This window comes from Croceitalea sp. P059 (genome assembly GCF_031846365.1).
Taxonomy (GTDB): Bacteria; Bacteroidota; Bacteroidia; order Flavobacteriales; family Flavobacteriaceae; genus Croceitalea; species Croceitalea vernalis.
Genome location: NZ_JAVRHW010000003.1, coordinates 472,501 through 490,677 on the forward strand (window position 1 = coordinate 472,501; position 18,177 = coordinate 490,677).

Sequence of the window (18,177 nt, forward strand, 5' to 3'; positions counted from 1 at the left end):
CACTCCTTAGTCAAAAAACGGGGCCAATTAGGCGCATCGTCTCTAGAAAGGAGGTGTTCCAGCCGCACCTTCCGGTACGGCTACCTTGTTACGACTTAGCCCTAGTTACCGATTTTGCCCTAGGCCGCTCCTTACGGTGACGGACTTCAGGCACTCCCAGCTTCCATGGCTTGACGGGCGGTGTGTACAAGGCCCGGGAACGTATTCACCGGATCATGGCTGATATCCGATTACTAGCGATTCCAGCTTCACGGGGTCGAGTTGCAGACCCCGATCCGAACTGTGACCGGTTTTATAGATCCGCGCCCACTTACGTGGTGGCTTCCCTCTGTACCGGCCATTGTAGCACGTGTGTGGCCCAGGACGTAAGGGCCGTGATGATTTGACGTCGTCCCCACCTTCCTCACGGTTTGCACCGGCAGTCCCGTTAGAGTCCCCATCATTACATGCTGGCAACTAACGGTAGGGGTTGCGCTCGTTATAGGACTTAACCTGACACCTCACGGCACGAGCTGACGACAACCATGCAGCACCTTGTACATAGTCCGAAGAAAAGCATATCTCTACGCTATGCAATGTACATTTAAGCCCTGGTAAGGTTCCTCGCGTATCATCGAATTAAACCACATGCTCCACCGCTTGTGCGGGCCCCCGTCAATTCCTTTGAGTTTCATTCTTGCGAACGTACTCCCCAGGTGGGATACTTATCACTTTCGCTTGGCCGCCGAGACCGAAGTCCCGACAGCTAGTATCCATCGTTTACGGCGTGGACTACCGGGGTATCTAATCCCGTTCGCTCCCCACGCTTTCGTCCATCAGCGTCAGTATATAGTTAGTCACCTGCCTTCGCAATTGGTGTTCTATGTGATATCTATGCATTTCACCGCTACACCACATGTTCCGGCAACTTCACTATAACTCAAGACCTACAGTATCAAGGGCAATTTTATGGTTGAGCCACAAACTTTCACCCCTGACTTATAGGCCCGCCTACGGACCCTTTAAACCCAATGATTCCGGATAACGCTCGGACCCTCCGTATTACCGCGGCTGCTGGCACGGAGTTAGCCGGTCCTTATTCTTACAGTACCGTCAGCTTTCCACACGTGGAAAGGTTTCTTCCTGTATAAAAGCAGTTTACAACCCATAGGGCCGTCATCCTGCACGCGGCATGGCTGGATCAGAGTCTCCTCCATTGTCCAATATTCCTCACTGCTGCCTCCCGTAGGAGTCTGGTCCGTGTCTCAGTACCAGTGTGGGGGATCCCCCTCTCAGGGCCCCTAACCATCGCTGCCTTGGTAAGCCGTTACCTTACCAACTAACTAATGGTACGCATGGCCATCTTTATCCGATAAATCTTTAACTATTTAATCATGCAATCAAACAGTACTATGGGGCATTAATCCAAATTTCTCTGGGCTATTCCCCTGATAAAGGTAGGTTCCATACGCGTTCCGCACCCGTGCGCCGGTCGTCAGCAAGTGCAAGCACCTCTGTTACCCCTCGACTTGCATGTGTTAGGCCTGCCGCTAGCGTTCATCCTGAGCCAGGATCAAACTCTTCATTGTTGATCGTTAAATATCTCGCGATACCTACATCAACCCCTCTAAGTTCTTTGACTTCAAAATGGTTTTATTTATTCTCTTCTACGCTGTCTATTCCAATATGTATATGAACTTCTTCATTCCTTCTCAAAAAAAATAAAAACCCCTACGGTTTTTATCTCCTTTAACACTCACCTCATCGGCAAAGCGGGTGCAAATATAAAAACCTTTTTTTAACCAGACAAAACAAAAACAACTATTTTTTTGACTCTTTTTTAATTAAAAAAATACCCCCTTGATTTTCAGTTGCTAAGAGCTCTAATTTTTGCTGAATTTTATGAAAAGAAATTCCAAACTAAACCAAAACGAATAACAAAATCTCGATATGGATAATTTGGCGCACTGTAATAATTATAATCTTTGCTCCAAATTGTATTAATATGCTCTGCTTTTAAATAGATGCGCGTTTGCCTAACCTTGGCATTTATAAAGAAGTCAATCATTGGAAAAGCTCCCAACTCTTCTTGCTCTTGAACATAAAACTCACCTAATAATGGATGATAGGCATCCATATTATATGAAGTGAAATATTTGAAGGTTACCCCAGTCTGAATGTACATAGCCTTTTTAAATACATCATCAGAATAATATAGGGTATTTCTTGTAACAAAATCTGGAATATTTAATACCTGATTGTCTTGTCCGACATTCTGATACATAAGGGTATTATTCAGAGCCCATTTTTTGTACTTAAACTCTTTGTTATATTTCACCTTTAAAAAGGTAATTGTATTGGATTCTTGTTTAGGTCTTACAAAAGCATTTTCTAAATCATTTTCAAAGTCATCATCTGTAATGGAATCATCGAGCCCAAAAAAGGTATAATTATCAATAGCGGAATATTTAGCTTCAAGAGTTCCGAATAGTTTAGAATCAAAACCAAAAGTTAAGGTCTGTATTTGTTGTTTTTCAAAACGTTCTGTATTCTGCCAATTAAAATTCTCGTAATCACTTTGATATAATAAAAAATTAAAATTTGGAGCTCGAGAAGAACCATGTATAGCAGCTGTTAGGCTATTATTGTTATTTAGCTGATATTTGGCAAAACCATCAAATAGAGTTCCAGTTAAATCGCCTGAAAGATTGTACCGCAATTTTCCTTGTAGAAAAAGTTTTCCTATGGTGTTTTTGTAATCTGCACCTAAAGCAATCTCATCACCATCAATCTTGTTTTGAATAGTTTGTTCATCAGTTATTAAGAGGCTGTTAAAGAAATATTGGTAATTATAAAGATTAATGCTACCTGATAGGCTGCCTAATGTTTCATTTGAAAATTTAGCGGAAACTTGATTAAACATTGTTTTTAAGGTTGCCTTATCGTTTATAGGACTACTTAATACATTCTCTCCAAAAGTTGAGGAAGCTGAGCTTTGGAGAAATTGATAAAATTTAGATTCATAATTAAATTGATGACCAATTGCAAGAAGGGTCGATCTTGTTTTTAAACTATCCTTTTTAGGTCGCACCACATTAAATTGATGATCTAAAAAATAGCGTTTACTCAGCACTCTATTCGTCGCATTTGTATACACTACATCTATACGAGAACGATCAATAAAGTCTTCGTTACCAGATTCAAATTGATCTTCTTTATTTGACAAACCACCGTTCTCCTCAGCTTCGATATCTTGAGAAGCGTAATGCCCACGAAGCCAATACCTATTATTGGCCGTACGATAATTAAAACTGGTTCTAAAACTACCAGACTCAGCCTGGTCAAATCTGTATTTACCTGATGATCTGAAACCTTTAAAGGCTATAGAAAAATTAAGTCTTCGTGAAGTATTAAAGGTCAATAAAGCATCTAACAATTGTCCTTGTTCCAAAGTGGTCTTAAAAAAAAGCTCTGTCATTGGCGTGGGTACATTGTAATAATAAACATCATCTTCATCAAAAAAGCCAAAATGTCTAGCCCTAGCCCCAATACCTGGGTACATGGATTTATTTTCAAGATTCACACCCAGTGCATTATATGGTTGTCCAATATTAGAAAATGGCATGAACTCAAAATCGTCCTCACGCAAAAAATTATACCGATACTCCTTTTTTAAGGTTAAGGTAGTATCTAAAAATGTCGTGTCTCTGTTGTTTGAGATGATTTTGTAATCTTCAATTTTTAAACCATCTGGTTTATTTCCATAGTTCTCTTTGGTCTTTCTTCCACCAAGAGAATCCAACTGTCCTAGTCTTGGATTATTGATAATTTCTTTTTCTTTTAAAGTAGCTGTAGAATCAGTTTGCCCATAAGATGAATAAACAAGACCGACAAAGAATAAGAACAGGAAATAATACTTCATTTAAACTGCTTGGAGGGACAAAGGTATTTAATTTTGTTCGTAACGAAATGTGAAAGTTTTATTCAAAAAACTGTAGGTCAATTATGATTTTACCTAAAAAAATCTGCATTTCTTAAAAAAACCTAAAAAATTCCATATTTTAACCCCTCGATAGCTAAAAAAAATCAAATGAAGAAAAAATTACTATTGCTTGGTTTTTTGATCTCAAGTTTCACATTCGCTCAATACAATGCGAATGCTCCTTGGATGAAAGAATTGAAAGAGAAAAATGCACAAGTAACAAAAGGAAGAGCAGGCAGTACTGCTCAAACACCAGTTTACACTTTTGCTGAAATTACAAATGCCTTTGACAACTATTGGAAAGGAAAAGAAGAAAAGAGTAAAGAACAGGGCAGCGGATTTAAACCGTTTATGCGTTGGAGAAACTACTGGTCTCATTTTGTAAAACCAGATGGTTTTTTGCCAACAGCAAAAGAACAATGGGAGACTTGGGAACAATTGCAGAATAGTGCAGGCCCAGTAAATCCAACAAGTAATTGGACCTCTTTGGCAACCAGTTCACAAGGAACATCTGGTTTTGGACAACCTGGTGTAGGTCGTGTAAATGCGATTGCCGTTGATCCAAATAACCCAGATATATGGTATGTTGGAGCGCCTTCAGGTGGTTTTTGGAAATCAACTGATGCCGGTGACAATTGGATTAACACCTTTCAAGAGTTTCCTCAGATAGGCATTTCTGGTATTGCTGTAGACCCTAATGATTCCAATACTATTTTTATAGCTACTGGAGATGACGATGCTGGTGACAACTATAGTATTGGTGTTTTTAAAAGTGAAGATGCTGGACTGACATGGGCTCCAACCGGCTTAGGGCCAGACACTCAAGAAAACTTTGATCAACTTAATGAAATTTTCATTGACCCTACAGATTCTAACATTCTTTGGGTTGGTGGTACACAAGGCCTTCAAAAATCAATTGATGGTGGTATAACTTGGGAAGTAAAACGAACTGGGAACATCACTGATTTTAGATTAAAACCAGGTGATCCTAATACAATTTACGCCGTTACAGGACAAACCAGAACTACTGGTAGTAGCGATGTTGTATTTTTTAAATCTACCGATGGAGGTGATTCCTTTGATAGAATTACCGATATCCTACCAGATGATGGTGGACGTGCTGTCATAGGTGTTTCACCGGCAGACCCTGATGTTCTTTATCTTTTATTCTCAGACATCTTTAACTGTGATACTTGTTATCAAGGTTTGTTTAAATCTACTGATAGTGGAGAAACTTTTACACAAACCCTTAACGAAACAGACCTTATAGAAAGAGATCAAGCTTGGTATGACTTGGCTATTGCGGTTTCTCCAACAGATGCGGATGAAGTTTATACCGGTGCCATCAATATTTGGAAAACAACTGATGGTGGAGACACGTTTACTAGGTTAAACAGCAACGACAATAACGTAGGTCCAGCTTACACGCACGTTGACAACCATACTTTTAAGTTTTTTAACGGCAACCTTTTCGTAGGTACTGATGGTGGTATTTATGTAAGTGATGACGGCGGTGCTACTTTCACCAGTAAAAATGAAGGTTTAGATATTACTCAATTCTATCGTATTGGTATTGCCAAAAATAATGCAGACATCATAGTAGGTGGAACCCAAGATAATTCCGGATTTGTGTACAATAATGGTTCCTGGAATATTTATTCTGGAGGTGATGGTATGGATTACGAAATAGACCCGACCAATAGCAGCCTTGCCTATGGTTTTTCACAATTTGGATTCTTATGGATAACAGATGATTTAGGCCAAACAGTTACCACGGTAGGTTCACCTGCACAAGGAAACTGGGTGACCCCTTTAGCCATAGATGGTGAAGGTACGGTATACTCAGGTTTTGATACAATGTATAAATTAGTAGGAACATCTTGGGAAGCTACAACAGATGCCTTTACTAATGGTAATATTGATGATATTGAAATTGATCAAAAGAACCCACAGATTATTTACGCCGTTGATGCTGGAATACTTTACAGAAGTGAAGACGCAGGAGCTAATTTTATAGTACTTAATGAGCGAGATGCTAATGATGATATTATACCGATAGCAACTCAAATTTCTGACATTACCATTAATAGTAATAATGAAAGTGTTATTTATTTAACGACGGCAAGGACTGTAGGTATAACTCCTGATTCTAGTCAACCTACTGAAAGAGGTGTATTTAAAGTTACAGTTGATGGCAACACCTTAGTAAGTATTGAAAATATCACCTATGACCTACCGACAGATCAGGCATATTTTAGTATCGTTCATCAAGGTAGAGCTGCGAATAATCCGATTTATGTTGGAACGAGCTTAGGCGTTTTTCGTACGGATGATACCTTAACAGAATGGGAACAGTATTCTACCAACTTACCAAATATGGGGGTAGCTGACTTAGAAATAGACTTAGACCAAGGACTTATTATTGCCGGTACTTATGGTGCAGGTGTATGGACCTCTCCCATACCTTTTGAAGTAGCAGCTAATGACATTAAGATTGTTGAGGTCTCAACTGATGTGACAGCTGGGGTTACTTGTGACGATGTAAACGCAACGGTTACCGTTGAAAATAATGGGGTAAATGATATTACCGAGGTTATTGTTACCTATAACATCAATGGTAATGCCGATGAAAATTTTACGTATTCCAACGTGATTGCTAGTGGAGAAACTGCTTTATTTAGTTTACCACCACTCGCTAGTATAAATGCAGGAGAAAGCTCACTATTAAAAGTAAATGTGGATATTGTAGATGATGCCTTCGATGATAACAATGATGGTCAAGCAAGTGTTTTTGTTACCAATAGAGCAGGTTCCAGCCAAGAGCTTTTTGATATGGAAACGGAAGCCACTTCCTTATTTGCTTTCAATACTGGAGGTATTACCGCTTTAGACCCTCAATTCCCTCTCTTAACAATAGTAGGCACTACTCCTTTAGATGTACCTTCTTTATGGGAACGTGGCGTACCTGAAGGAACGTTATTAAATTCAGCAAGTTCCGGAACACAGGTATATGGAACAAACCTAGACGGTGATCATACCGATGAAACGACTTCTATATTATATAGCCCTTGTTATGACATGTCTTCTATTATAGCTCCTAAATTAAGCTTTCAAATGGCTTATGAGCTTGAGGAAAATTGGGATATTGTTTATGTTATCTACACTACCAATAATTGGGAAAATGCAGCAGTGCTCGGTTCTGTGAATAGTCAGCCCAACTGGTATACAAGCGATAGAACAAATGCAACCTCAGGAGCCGACAACAACTGTTTTAACTGCCCGGGAGCCCAATGGACAGGAACCAATGCAACAATGACTAAATATACTTATGATTTTGTTCGAAATGCAGGTATAGGAGAAACGGATTTAACCGCAGAAACCAATATTCAATTTGGAATCATCTTTGTTTCTGATCAAGCTGTATTCGAAGAAGGGGCTATCGTTGATGACTTTGTCATGGAAGGCTTCACCGATGATGATGATGATGATGATGATGGCATACTAGATGTTGATGACAATTGCCCCTTAGTCGCCAATGCAGACCAGGCAGACAACGATGGTGACGGTGAGGGCGATGTATGTGATTCTGATGATGATAACGACGGTATTTTAGATGTTGATGATAATTGTCCGTTTACAGCTAATCCAGACCAAGCAGATTTTGATGGTGATGGAATTGGTGATATTTGTGACGATGATATTGATGGTGATGGCGTACCGAACGATGCTGATATTTGTGCGGAAACACCAGCAGATTCCATTGTCGATGTTGATGGCTGTGTAATCTTCACATTACCTGCTAATAATTTTAGCGTTAGAAGTACTGGAGAATCGTGTATTGCCTCTAACAATGGAACTGTAAATGTTAGTGCTCTTGATACTGCACTCAATTATACTGCAACACTAACTGATACTGATGCTATGGCAACGGCTGCAGCCTTTTCCGATGAGACTACTTTTAATGATTTATCTGCGGGCAATTATAACTTATGCCTAACAGTAGAAGGTCAAGCCGGCTACGAACTTTGTTTTGATATTACTATTACAGAACCAGAGCCTTTAAGCGTGAGTTCTAAAGTGAGTTCGCTCAAAAGCGAAGTGGTACTTAGTTTAAAAGGAGGTAGAGAATATTTAATTGAATTGAACGGTGAAGCTTTTATTACGACAGAAGATGAAATTACATTACAGCTGAAAAATGTTGAAAATGTTCTTTCAGTTAGAACTGATAAAGAATGTCAAGGCACTTATGAAGAAACCATTGTTTTAAGTGATAAGATTCTTGTATATCCAAACCCAGTTACCAGTCAGAACCTTAATGTGTTTTTAGGGTCCGATGAATTTAATGAAATTCAAGCATCTATTTTCTCAACAGATGGTAGAAAAGTAATGGGTGACTTTTACAAACCCAATGGTGGATATATTAATATGAACATTAGTGGTTTGCCGCAGGGTATTTACATCCTTAACATTAAAACTGACAATTCGTTGTTGAATTATAAAATCTTAAGAAAATGAAATTAAATACAATTAGATATATAAGCATATTAACGGCTGTTATTTTTATGGTTGGTTGCAGCAGCAGCAGTTCTGGTGATGATACACCTACTCCACCGCCAACAGGGGGTGGTGATGATGAGCCGGTAATTCCAGCACCGAGTGCGGCCACTTTGATATTTCCTGAAGACAATACCGAGTGTAATACCGGTATTGTTGATGTAAATGATGAAAACCTTAGCGCAGTTACTTTTGAATGGAACGCGTCTCAAAACACAGATCGCTATACCGTGACTATAACAAACTTGAATACCAATTCAGCTACGTTTGTTAATTCAGACACTAATGAAGTTACCGCTACCATTCTACGCGGTGTGCCCTATTCTTGGTTTATTACTTCTCGTGCTGATGGTACCCGTGATACTGCGGATAGTGGTACATTCCGTTTTTACAACGAAGGCCCGGGGGTTGAAAATTATGCGCCTTTCCCAGCTGAAGCAATAGCTCCGGCAAGAGGGGTGAATTTACCAATGAGCACAACGGCCGTAAATCTAGAATGGAGTGGTAGTGATGTTGATAATGATATCGCTAGTTATGAAGTGTTTTTTGGAACTGAGGCCGAACCAACTACTTCGATTGGTTCAGTGACCGAGACTACTGTAGCGGATGTAACCGTTGTTTCGGGAGCTACTTACTACTGGATAGTTGTTACAACGGACAGCGCTGGAAATACTTCTTCTTCTGAGGTTTTTTCATTTAAGATAGGCTAATAATATTTAGTTTGGGTAAGCTATTATCAAATTTCAAATACCCAAATGAAGCAGGCACAGATGAAGCTGGCCGGGGCTGCCTTGCAGGCCCGGTCACTGCTGCTGCTATTATTCTTCCAGAGAATTTTCAAAATAGTATTATCAATGATTCCAAACAGCTTTCTGAAAAGAAGAGAGACCTACTTAAACCTATACTAGAAAAAGAGGCACTAACCTTTGGCGTTTGTCACGTTTTTGAAACTGAAATTGATGCTATTAATATTTTAAATGCTTCCATATTAGGCATGCATCGTTCAATAGATCAGCTCAAAGAAAAACCTAAATTGATACTTGTTGATGGTAACAGATTTAAGCCTTATCAACAAATTCCACATGAGTGTATCATCAAAGGTGATAGTAAATTTTTAAGCATTGCCGCTGCATCTATATTAGCAAAAACCTACCGTGATGCCTACATGAAAAAGATTCATGAAGAGTTTCCAATGTATAATTGGGCAAAGAATAAAGGATATCCTACAAAAGAGCATCGGAATGCCATTCGAGAATATGGTTTAACAAAATACCATAGAAAAAGTTTCAAACAATTACCTGAGCAAATAGCTTTTGAGTTTTAACAAAGACTGTAACTTTGTTCAAACTTGAATCAATGAAATTCAAAATAGTCTTCCTTTTTGTGCTGATATTAGCTTGCACAGAACAAAAAACAACAACAGACTCCATATTATCATTTCTACCTCAAAATGCAGCAGCTGTTTTAAAAGTCAATACGCTTTCTAACTTTAAAAGTGAGCTTAAGAATAGTGAAATATTATCAAAAATAGATAAAACAAGACTTTACCAAACCATTAGCAACAAAATTGATGGTATCAATTTTTTAAACCCAGAAACCACATGTACTATTGCTTTTTATGAACTTGGGAAAAACAATTTTGAATTTTTCTTTATTGCAGAAAAAGACCCTCAGTTTTTTGATTTAGATAATGTTGCCAATAAAAGAATTGAAGAATTGACTTATGAAAATAAAACCATTAATAAATATCAGCTTGAAACTTCTGAGTTCTTCAGCATAATAATCGAAGAAAAAATCATTGTCACTTCCTCTTTAATGCTTCTTGAAAATTCGATAAGAGCTGGATATAATAACTCAACTAATGAACATTTAGAAAAGCTTTATACCACAGCAGACCCAACTAAAGCCGCCTCCATTTTTATCAATTTAAAGGATAATAGCACTATTTTCTCTGGGCTTTTGAAAGAATCTACAAAAGTTAACCCAAAACAATTTGCCAACTGGGTCGCTGTAGATTTTACCACTAATCAAAACGCTTTAACATTAAGTGGAGTGGCGCTTGCCAATGATAGCACCAAGAATTTTATCAACTTATTTAAAGGGACTACACCCTTAGCTAATGGTATTTCTCAAATAGCGCCAAAAAACGCAGACGGTTTTGTGTCTTATGCATTTGGTAATTATGAAGTTTTTTTAAACAATCAAAAGTCATACTTGGACCAAGTTAAAAGTCAAGACACAATTTTTAATACAGTAGAGGAAGTCGGTATTATTTACATGAATTCGAAAAAGGCTTTTGTTCTTAATACTTTTGGCGGGGAGGGTTTGTCAGAAAAAATATCGAATTTATCAGGTGAAACCTCAAGTTATCAAGGCAATGAATTATTTGAAATAAAAGATAAGAACTGGTTATCAAAGGCATTTAACCCTTTAATCAGAGACTTTGAAAACAATTACGCTACGATTATCTCTAACTCATTTGTATTTGCGTCAAATAAAGAAACTATTCAAAGTATCATTGCCAATGTTAAAAGCGGAAATACCTTTAATACCTCTAGAACTTACGAAACAGCGATGACCTCATTAGCCAATGAGTCTTCATTACTCTTTTTAGCTAACCAAAAAGGGATACAATACTTTTTAGATAATGATTTCAACCAAACGCTAAGTGATGATTTTAAAAAAATCAAGTTTGACGATTACACTTTTGCTGGACAATTAGTTGCTGATCAAAATTTTTATCATTCTACAGCACTAATATCCAAAATCAATAAAACTGTTGAAAATAATAGTGTAGGACCATTGTTTACTCTTGAGCTAGACACCGATTTAGCTATTGATCCCAAGTTTGTAAAAAATCATCGTACGAATAAACAAGAGATAATTGTTCAAGACACTGATAACTTTTTATACCTGATTTCTACTACAGGTAAAGTCTTATGGAAAAAACAATTAGAAGGTAGAATTCGAGGAAAAATATATCAGGTAGATATTTTTAAAAACGGAAAATTACAATTGGCTTTTTGTACCAACAATCAGTTTCTTGTTTTGGATAGAAACGGAGAAGAAGTCTCACCTTTCAATAAAAAATTTGAAGGCGGTAATTTGAATCCATTAGCGGTATTTGATTACGAAAACACAAAGAATTATCGTTTTGTAGTTACCCAAGGTCGAAAAGTATACATGTATAATAGCAAAGCAGAAATCGTAGACGGGTTTAAATTTACTGAGGCCAATAGTAGCATCATAAAGGCACCTCAGCATTTTAGAATTGCTAAAAAAGATTATCTCATTTTTGCCTTGGACAACAATTCGCTCGCTATTCGCCATCGCGCGGGTCAACAACGCTTAAAAGTCAATGACAAAATTGATTTCTCGGATAATGATTTGTTTTTATATAAAAACAAATTTTCAGTTACAGATAAAAAAGGCGTATTACACCAAATTGACACCAAGGGCAAACTATCAAAAACCAATTTCAATCTCAATGAAAATCACGGGATGTTCGCAACTAGCAAGACTCTGGCTTTAATGAATGAGAACATTTTAAGCATAAAAGGAAAAAAAGTGGAGTTAGAAATAGGGGTCTTCACCGCGCCAAAAATATTTTATATCTATGATAAAATCTATGTTAGTGTTACTGACTTGCAAAATCAAAAGATTTATCTTTTTGATAGCCAGGCAAAATCAATTGCTAACTTCCCAGTTTACGGTAACTCGCTAATAGATTTGGTAGATATGGATGGAGATAGAAAATTAGAATTTGTTGCCAAAGACCAAGAAAACTCCATTATCGTCTACAAGATGAATTAACAACTTCTTATACAAGATTTAATACAAAACATACATCTCAAAAAACAATTCAACAGAATTTTTCATAGTTTTCGCAATGGTATTTTTCATACCTTAAGTCACTTCTTATCAAATGTTAAAACAAAATGAAATCACTATCAAATAGCAGTCCGCTATTAGCACTTCTGGCTTTTTTTATTTTTTCTCTAGTTGGTCAAGCCCAAACCAAAAAACTCAAACGCCCTAGCAGTAGAGTTGGTGTAAATAGCGTAGACACTTTTGTTCGAGAGTCCTTCGACCTTTATGACAAGGTCTATATGTATGATGGTTACGCCCAAGCAGGCACTCCTCTTTCCGATGAGGACATAGATGTACTTGAACAAGCTTTAGATGATGTTACAGGCCTAAGTGACAGCGCCCCTGATATTCTATCTGATATTGACGGCATAGGTGTGTTAAAACAAAGCAAAGCAACTTTACAAATAAATCGAGCCAAAAAAGCATTAAAATACAGTATAAAAACATCTAAGGAATTGTTATTAAACCAACAAAAAGGCGGTAGTAGTGAAGAAGAAACTGAAACCACTTCTGAACAAGATAACAACTCATCAGATTCAACTATTAAAACGTCTGAGCAGAGCAATGAAAATACTGGTGATGAGACGCCAAATGAACCAAAAACTTTAGAGGTTTATAGCAAATTTGACTTTGTACCGGGCGACGAACAACTATTTTTTGATGATTTTTCCAATGACTTTATTGGAGATTTCCCTGCAATGTGGAACACCAACGGAAATGGCGAGGTTGTAACCCTTGGAGATTCTTCCACCAAATGGTTAGAATTGAAACCAGGATACAATATTTTTTATATACCAGATGTACCCGAACTTCCAGAAGAATACACCATTGAATTTGACACCAGGGTCGTTGGTATAGATAATCGTACTTCTTCTTCAGGAAGGTTAAGCGTTTTACTAAGTGATGATCCAAAATTTAAAACGGGTGATAATTATGTAAGAACTTCCATTCCGTATGTACAATATGTTGCCTCGGGCATTTCAATGAACAATCATATAAATAGAACAAATGGAGGAATTAACAGTTCAATTAAAGCAGATATTCGAAAAGCAGTCTTAGAACAACCGCATTTTTCAATAGCAGTCAACAAACAGAGATTTCGTCTTTGGGTAAATGAAACGAAGTACGTAGATATTCCTCGTATAATGCCTACTGAAACAAGAGTAACTACTTTAAAATTCAAACTAGAAGGATTTAAAGATACTAAGGAACGTCTTTTTTTAGGTAATCTCAAAGTAGCTGAAGGTGGAGTTGATTTACGACGACAATTGATTTCTGAAGGTAGAATTTCTACTAACGGTATCTTATTTGATTCTGGTTCGGCAAACATAAAGCCTGAATCAATGGGTATTATCAGACAGATTTATCAAGTTCTTCAACAAGATGCTACCATTAACTTAAAAATTGTTGGCCATACTGATAGTGACGGTGCAGATGACGCTAATATGAGACTTTCAAAAGACCGAGCAGATGCTGTTAAAACTGCATTAATGACTATTTATGGCGTTGCTAACAATAGGCTTTCCACTGAAGGTAAAGGTGAAACTGAACCAGTAGCAGAGAATACTGACCTTGACGGTAAAGCCAAGAACAGAAGAGTAGAATTTATTAAACAATAACAAATACACTATGAAACTTAAAAAATTTATTATTCTAATTGCATTAATAAGTTTTACTGTAATTAAAGCCCAAGACAATTGTAGTTCTTTTTACCCTATGGTTGAAGGTGCGACTTTCACTTACAAACTTTATGATAAAAAAGATAAGGTGAATGGAACATCAAACTACAAAGTTCAGGAAGTAACTACAAATGGAAGCGAAACCATAGCCTCATTAAACATAAACTATCAAGGTAGTAAGAAAAGTGAAACCTTTGAGATGGATTATAATTTCACCTGTACTGGTGAGGGTATTCGTATAGATTTCAATAGTTTAATGCCAAACCAAATGGTAGAACAATATAAAGACATGGACGTTGAAATGGATATTACCGGAACTGACATTGAATTGCCAAATAATCTAAGTGTTGGACAAGAATTAAAAGACGCTGATATCAATATTGCAATGAGTATTAGTGGTATGAAAATGAAAGTTGAAGCTAAAACTACTAATAGAAAAGTAGTCGCCCAAGAATCTGTGACGACACCAGCTGGCACTTTTGATTGCATGGTAATAACTGCAGACATCTTGAGTAAGGCCATGATGGCTAAAGTTACCATATCAGATAAATTATGGCTGGCACAAGGTATTGGAATTGTTAAACAAGAAACCTACAATAAGAAAGGGAAATTAGAAAGTAGAATGGAACTGACTAGTTTTTCAAAATAATTTTTATGATAACACAAAAACCCTGGCTTATGCCGGGGTTTTTTGTTTTGTCAAATTAGCCTCAAAAAGTACTTCAAAATGTTGTAGTAATTTTTGTTTGACTTGGTTCATATCAACTTCCTTTTGACCTAACTCAACGTTTAAGGAAGTGACAGCTTTATCTTTTATTCCGCAGGGTATCATTAAATCAAAATAACCTAAGTCTGAATTTACATTAAGCGCAAAACCATGCATGGTTACCCATCTACTAGCACGCACACCCATGGCACAAATTTTACGGGCAAATGGCGTACCAACATCTATCCAAACACCTGTTTCCCCTTCTGAGCGTTCTGCTTTTATGCCGTACTCAGCTAAGGTTAGAATAACCATTTCTTCTAGAAATCGAAGATATTTATGAATATCTGTAAAGAAATTATCTAAATCTAAAATAGGATAACCGACTATTTGACCGGGACCGTGATAAGTAATATCGCCACCTCTGTTTATCTTATAAAATGTAGCTTCTTTCTCTTTAAGCTTTGCTTCATCAATAAGCAAGTTATTAATATCACCGCTTTTACCAAGGGTGTAAACGTGAGGGTGTTCTACAAATAGAAAATGGTTTGGAGTTTGAAGGCCAGCCGCCTCTCTCCTATTCTTAATTTTTAAGTCAACTATCTCCTTAAAAAGTAGTTCTTGATAGTCCCAAGTTTCTTTATAATCTTTGAGTCCTAAATCTTGTAAAAGAACCTTTTTATTCATCAGGCAAAGATACGAACCCAAACTTAGTCTTCTAATTCTACTTCTAAAATTAGCTTTTCTGGAGTTTTCATCATATCAAGGAAACTCACTTCATAAATCATGGTTTTTCCATCCATAGAAAATGTAGCGCCTTCAACATTAACATTTTTAACTCGTCTAGGAAAATGATACTTGAAAGTATATGTAGAACCTGACAAAAACATTTCAGCGCTTGCAAGACTATCCAAACTTTTTTCGAATAGCTCTTGGTTTACAATCTCGGTAGTTCTTGTAAACTTATTATTAGAAAAATTATAATTGACTTTGGTCGTAGGTTCTGAAGAAGGCATTGGCGGACCTGCTTTACTACCTGCACCAGCTATAGGACCAATAGAGCTTGCATTTTGAAAAGCATTGAACGCATCATTCACCTGATTGATATTTTTGAATTCACTGAACAATTCAAACTTCATTTCACCAACCTCAGGATCCATAACCATATGCATGCTAAAAGGTTCTAGTTTTTTAAGTTTTGCTTGTTCTTCAAGCGGTAATTTTGAAATACTGTCCTTTTTTTCTTCTAAAAAATCTTTGAATACAATGGTCGAATCCATCGATTTCTCTTGTTTTAGAGTATCCAAAGAACTTAACATTCCCATCATTTCATTAGCGTCAAAATTAATTGATAGCTTACCAGAACCGTCGTCGTTCAAATAAACCTCTTCAGTAAAATTACATGCAACAATAAAACATGCACAAATTATCGCTACAGTATATTTTATTTTTTTCATAAAAACCTAATTGGGATTATTTAAAATTACTAGTGCTGCAATTACACCTGGAACCCAGCCACAGAAGGTTAAAAGTAGTACAATTAAGAAAGAACCACAACCTTTACCAATGACTGATAAAGGTGGGAAAATAATGGCTAATAAAACTCTTAGAAAACTCATATAATGATTTTGATTGATGTACTTTATAAGTATTCAAAACTCCACATTTGTTACATAAAAAACCATTATTTTTAAATGATTTCTATTGTATGAGAACACTTTTGTTTTGGCTTTTATGTACTCCACTTGTAATGTTTGGGCAATACCAATTCAACGGGCAACTTTCTGATGATCACAAAAATCAAACAGTGTATTTATCTATTGTCGAGAATTATAGAAAAAGCTCTCGAATTTATTTAGATCAAATCATAAGTACTACAACCACAGATAATTTTGGATCCTTTAGATTTGAAGGAGATAATTTATCAGATAAGAATCATTTATATCGCATTCACATTGATGATTGTAATTATACCAGCGAAAAAACCGCTCATTTTTTAAAAGAATGTAACTACACAGAAAGTCTTTTGTTTTTAGCAAAGAATAGAGATACCATTTCGATACCGCTCTTAGCTAATAATCAAGCATTATGCGAAATCAATTCTACCAATAATACCTCGACCCTTATTTTAGAAATTAATACTCTTAGAGAAGAAATGATTCTTGACTTTCTAGAATACCCAAGTAAAGCTAATGAAGATTTAAACTTCAAAAAATGGTTTTCAAGACTACAAAAGTTCGGTATTGACTCGGGTGAACCTGTAGCAGAACTCTATATCTATAATTTTTTGTCTGATAGAGCCAGTGAAACACATGCTTTTTATCTAAATCATCTTCAACATAATGAATATTATATCCAGTTATTAAATAGATTAAAAAACAAGTATCCAAATACTTCTTTTACAACACAATTTCAAAGAGAGATCACAGCGGATAAAATAATGCCCGAAGATACCACGACATCATTCATTTCCGTTTTATCAGATTACATTGTATACATCATGATTGGTGTTGTAGGCCTTACCATTGCCTATATATTTTACCGAAAAAAAGAGCGTAAAAACAATAAAAAATATTTCGACACCCTTACTACTCAGGAAAAAACAATAATAGAAAAAATTGGGCTAGGTAAATCAAACAAAGAGATTGCAGCGGAATTATTTATTAGCCTAAGTACCGTAAAAACACATATTAATAACATATACAAAAAGTTAAACGTTACCTCAAGAGAAGAACTAAAAGCCCTTTTTTAGCAAATTCAACCGGGGTACTAGTACGAATATCAACCTAGTATAACCCGTTAGCAGGCTTTTAAAAAATGATTTTTGGAATCAAAACTAAAAATCATGAAAGCAAGTATTCTTATTATCTTATTCCTGAGTGTCAACCTAAGTTTTGGGCAAAAACTCAATCAAGAAATTAAAACAGAAAAAGGTCATCAATTTCTCGTAGGACCTATTAATTTGATAGGACTTCAAAGTGAGCCATATAAAAACTGGTTCAATAGTTCTTACGTTAACTATTCCGTTGATAAGTCCTTAACCAAGCTACTCAAAAAACAATTAAAAGGTTACCAACTCAAACTCTTTTTAGGAACCTGGTGTGGTGATAGTAAACGTGAAATGCCTAGGATGGTAAAAATTCTGGAGCAAGCACAATTCCCTTTAGAAAATTTAGAGATTATTGCACTTGATAGAAGAAAAGGTTTCTACAAAAAAAGCCCAAGCGGTGAAGAAAAAGGACTGAATATTATAAAAGTCCCTACGCTTATCTTCTTTAAAAATGGCAAAGAAATCAATAGAATAGTTGAACGACCACTTGCCTCTTTAGAAGAAGATATGTTAGCAATTTTAACTAGTGAAACTTATAAGCCGAATTATTCTAAGTGAAACAATCTAGTTTGCCATA

General features: G+C 36.4%; 12 protein-coding genes and 1 rRNA gene. 8 read left to right on the forward strand and 5 right to left on the reverse strand.

Annotated elements, in window-relative coordinates; genetic code table 11:
• Positions 1 to 46: 46 nt before the first annotated feature.
• Positions 47 to 1,568 (reverse strand): 16S ribosomal RNA (locus RM542_RS12345).
• 311 nt (positions 1,569 to 1,879) lie between these two features.
• The gene (locus RM542_RS12350) at positions 1,880 to 3,901 is read right to left on the reverse strand and encodes a putative porin (protein WP_311386047.1); all 2,022 of its coding nucleotides are present in this window, start codon (positions 3,899 to 3,901) and stop codon (positions 1,880 to 1,882) included.
• 168 nt (positions 3,902 to 4,069) lie between these two features.
• Between RM542_RS12350 and RM542_RS12355 the strand changes: the two genes are divergently transcribed.
• The 6 genes from RM542_RS12355 (at position 4,070) to RM542_RS12380 (ending at position 14,713) form a co-directional block, all read left to right on the forward strand.
• Entirely contained in the window at positions 4,070 to 8,476 is a 4,407-nt protein-coding gene (locus tag RM542_RS12355) for a thrombospondin type 3 repeat-containing protein (protein WP_311386048.1), read from the forward strand.
• Complete coding sequence (locus tag RM542_RS12360) at positions 8,473 to 9,225, forward strand: hypothetical protein (protein ID WP_311386049.1); 753 nt, start codon at positions 8,473 to 8,475, stop codon at positions 9,223 to 9,225. The genes RM542_RS12355 and RM542_RS12360 overlap by 4 nt, the downstream gene beginning before the upstream one ends.
• Before the next feature lie 11 nt (positions 9,226 to 9,236).
• A complete protein-coding gene (locus tag RM542_RS12365) occupies positions 9,237 to 9,839 on the forward strand; it encodes a ribonuclease HII (RefSeq protein ID WP_311386050.1) in 603 nt (200 codons plus the stop codon).
• Between the two features lie 32 nt (positions 9,840 to 9,871).
• Positions 9,872 to 12,328 (forward strand): DUF3352 domain-containing protein, encoded by a 2,457-nt coding sequence (locus tag RM542_RS12370; protein WP_311386051.1) that lies wholly within the window; start codon positions 9,872 to 9,874, stop codon positions 12,326 to 12,328.
• Positions 12,329 to 12,453: 125 nt separating this feature from the next.
• Positions 12,454 to 14,004: an OmpA family protein gene (locus RM542_RS12375; protein ID WP_311386052.1), complete on the forward strand. Its 1,551-nt coding sequence runs from the start codon at positions 12,454 to 12,456 to the stop codon at positions 14,002 to 14,004.
• Positions 14,005 to 14,014: 10 nt separating this feature from the next.
• Complete coding sequence (locus RM542_RS12380; RefSeq protein ID WP_311386053.1) at positions 14,015 to 14,713, forward strand: hypothetical protein; 699 nt, start codon at positions 14,015 to 14,017, stop codon at positions 14,711 to 14,713.
• Positions 14,714 to 14,740: 27 nt separating this feature from the next.
• Here the strand turns inward: RM542_RS12380 and lipB are convergent, their stop codons facing one another.
• From lipB to RM542_RS12395, 3 genes are read right to left on the reverse strand one after another with little or no spacing between them, the layout of a single operon-like run.
• Entirely contained in the window at positions 14,741 to 15,457 is a 717-nt protein-coding gene (gene lipB / locus RM542_RS12385) for a lipoyl(octanoyl) transferase LipB (protein WP_311386054.1), read from the reverse strand.
• A gap of 23 nt (positions 15,458 to 15,480) precedes the next feature.
• Complete coding sequence (locus RM542_RS12390) at positions 15,481 to 16,227, reverse strand: hypothetical protein (RefSeq protein WP_311386055.1); 747 nt, start codon at positions 16,225 to 16,227, stop codon at positions 15,481 to 15,483.
• Between the two features lie 6 nt (positions 16,228 to 16,233).
• Positions 16,234 to 16,389 carry a YqaE/Pmp3 family membrane protein gene (locus tag RM542_RS12395; protein ID WP_083467550.1) on the reverse strand — a complete coding sequence of 52 codons (156 nt, stop codon included), beginning with the start codon at positions 16,387 to 16,389 and terminating at the stop codon, positions 16,234 to 16,236.
• Positions 16,390 to 16,478: 89 nt separating this feature from the next.
• Here RM542_RS12395 and RM542_RS12400 point away from each other — a divergent pair, with 89 nt between their 5' ends.
• Both RM542_RS12400 and RM542_RS12405 read left to right on the forward strand, forming a co-directional pair.
• Positions 16,479 to 17,522: a LuxR C-terminal-related transcriptional regulator gene (locus RM542_RS12400; protein ID WP_311386056.1), complete on the forward strand. Its 1,044-nt coding sequence runs from the start codon at positions 16,479 to 16,481 to the stop codon at positions 17,520 to 17,522.
• Positions 17,523 to 17,615: 93 nt separating this feature from the next.
• Positions 17,616 to 18,158: a thioredoxin family protein gene (locus RM542_RS12405; RefSeq protein WP_311386057.1), complete on the forward strand. Its 543-nt coding sequence runs from the start codon at positions 17,616 to 17,618 to the stop codon at positions 18,156 to 18,158.
• Positions 18,159 to 18,177 lie beyond the last annotated feature (19 nt).

Excerpts from the sequence above, each read along its gene's own strand:
- RM542_RS12400 (WP_311386056.1), top strand. The coding sequence starts at position 16,479 with ATGAGAACACTTTTGTTTTGGCTTTTATGTACTCCACTTGTAATGTTT.
- lipB (WP_311386054.1), bottom strand. The coding sequence starts at position 15,457 with ATGAATAAAAAGGTTCTTTTACAAGATTTAGGACTCAAAGATTATAAA.
- RM542_RS12350 (WP_311386047.1), bottom strand. The coding sequence starts at position 3,901 with ATGAAGTATTATTTCCTGTTCTTATTCTTTGTCGGTCTTGTTTATTCA.
- RM542_RS12370 (WP_311386051.1), top strand. The coding sequence starts at position 9,872 with ATGAAATTCAAAATAGTCTTCCTTTTTGTGCTGATATTAGCTTGCACA.
- RM542_RS12355 (WP_311386048.1), top strand. The coding sequence starts at position 4,070 with ATGAAGAAAAAATTACTATTGCTTGGTTTTTTGATCTCAAGTTTCACA.
- RM542_RS12405 (WP_311386057.1), top strand. The coding sequence starts at position 17,616 with ATGAAAGCAAGTATTCTTATTATCTTATTCCTGAGTGTCAACCTAAGT.
- RM542_RS12375 (WP_311386052.1), top strand. The coding sequence starts at position 12,454 with ATGAAATCACTATCAAATAGCAGTCCGCTATTAGCACTTCTGGCTTTT.
- RM542_RS12360 (WP_311386049.1), top strand. The coding sequence starts at position 8,473 with ATGAAATTAAATACAATTAGATATATAAGCATATTAACGGCTGTTATT.
- RM542_RS12395 (WP_083467550.1), bottom strand. The coding sequence starts at position 16,389 with ATGAGTTTTCTAAGAGTTTTATTAGCCATTATTTTCCCACCTTTATCA.
- RM542_RS12390 (WP_311386055.1), bottom strand. The coding sequence starts at position 16,227 with ATGAAAAAAATAAAATATACTGTAGCGATAATTTGTGCATGTTTTATT.
- RM542_RS12380 (WP_311386053.1), top strand. The coding sequence starts at position 14,015 with ATGAAACTTAAAAAATTTATTATTCTAATTGCATTAATAAGTTTTACT.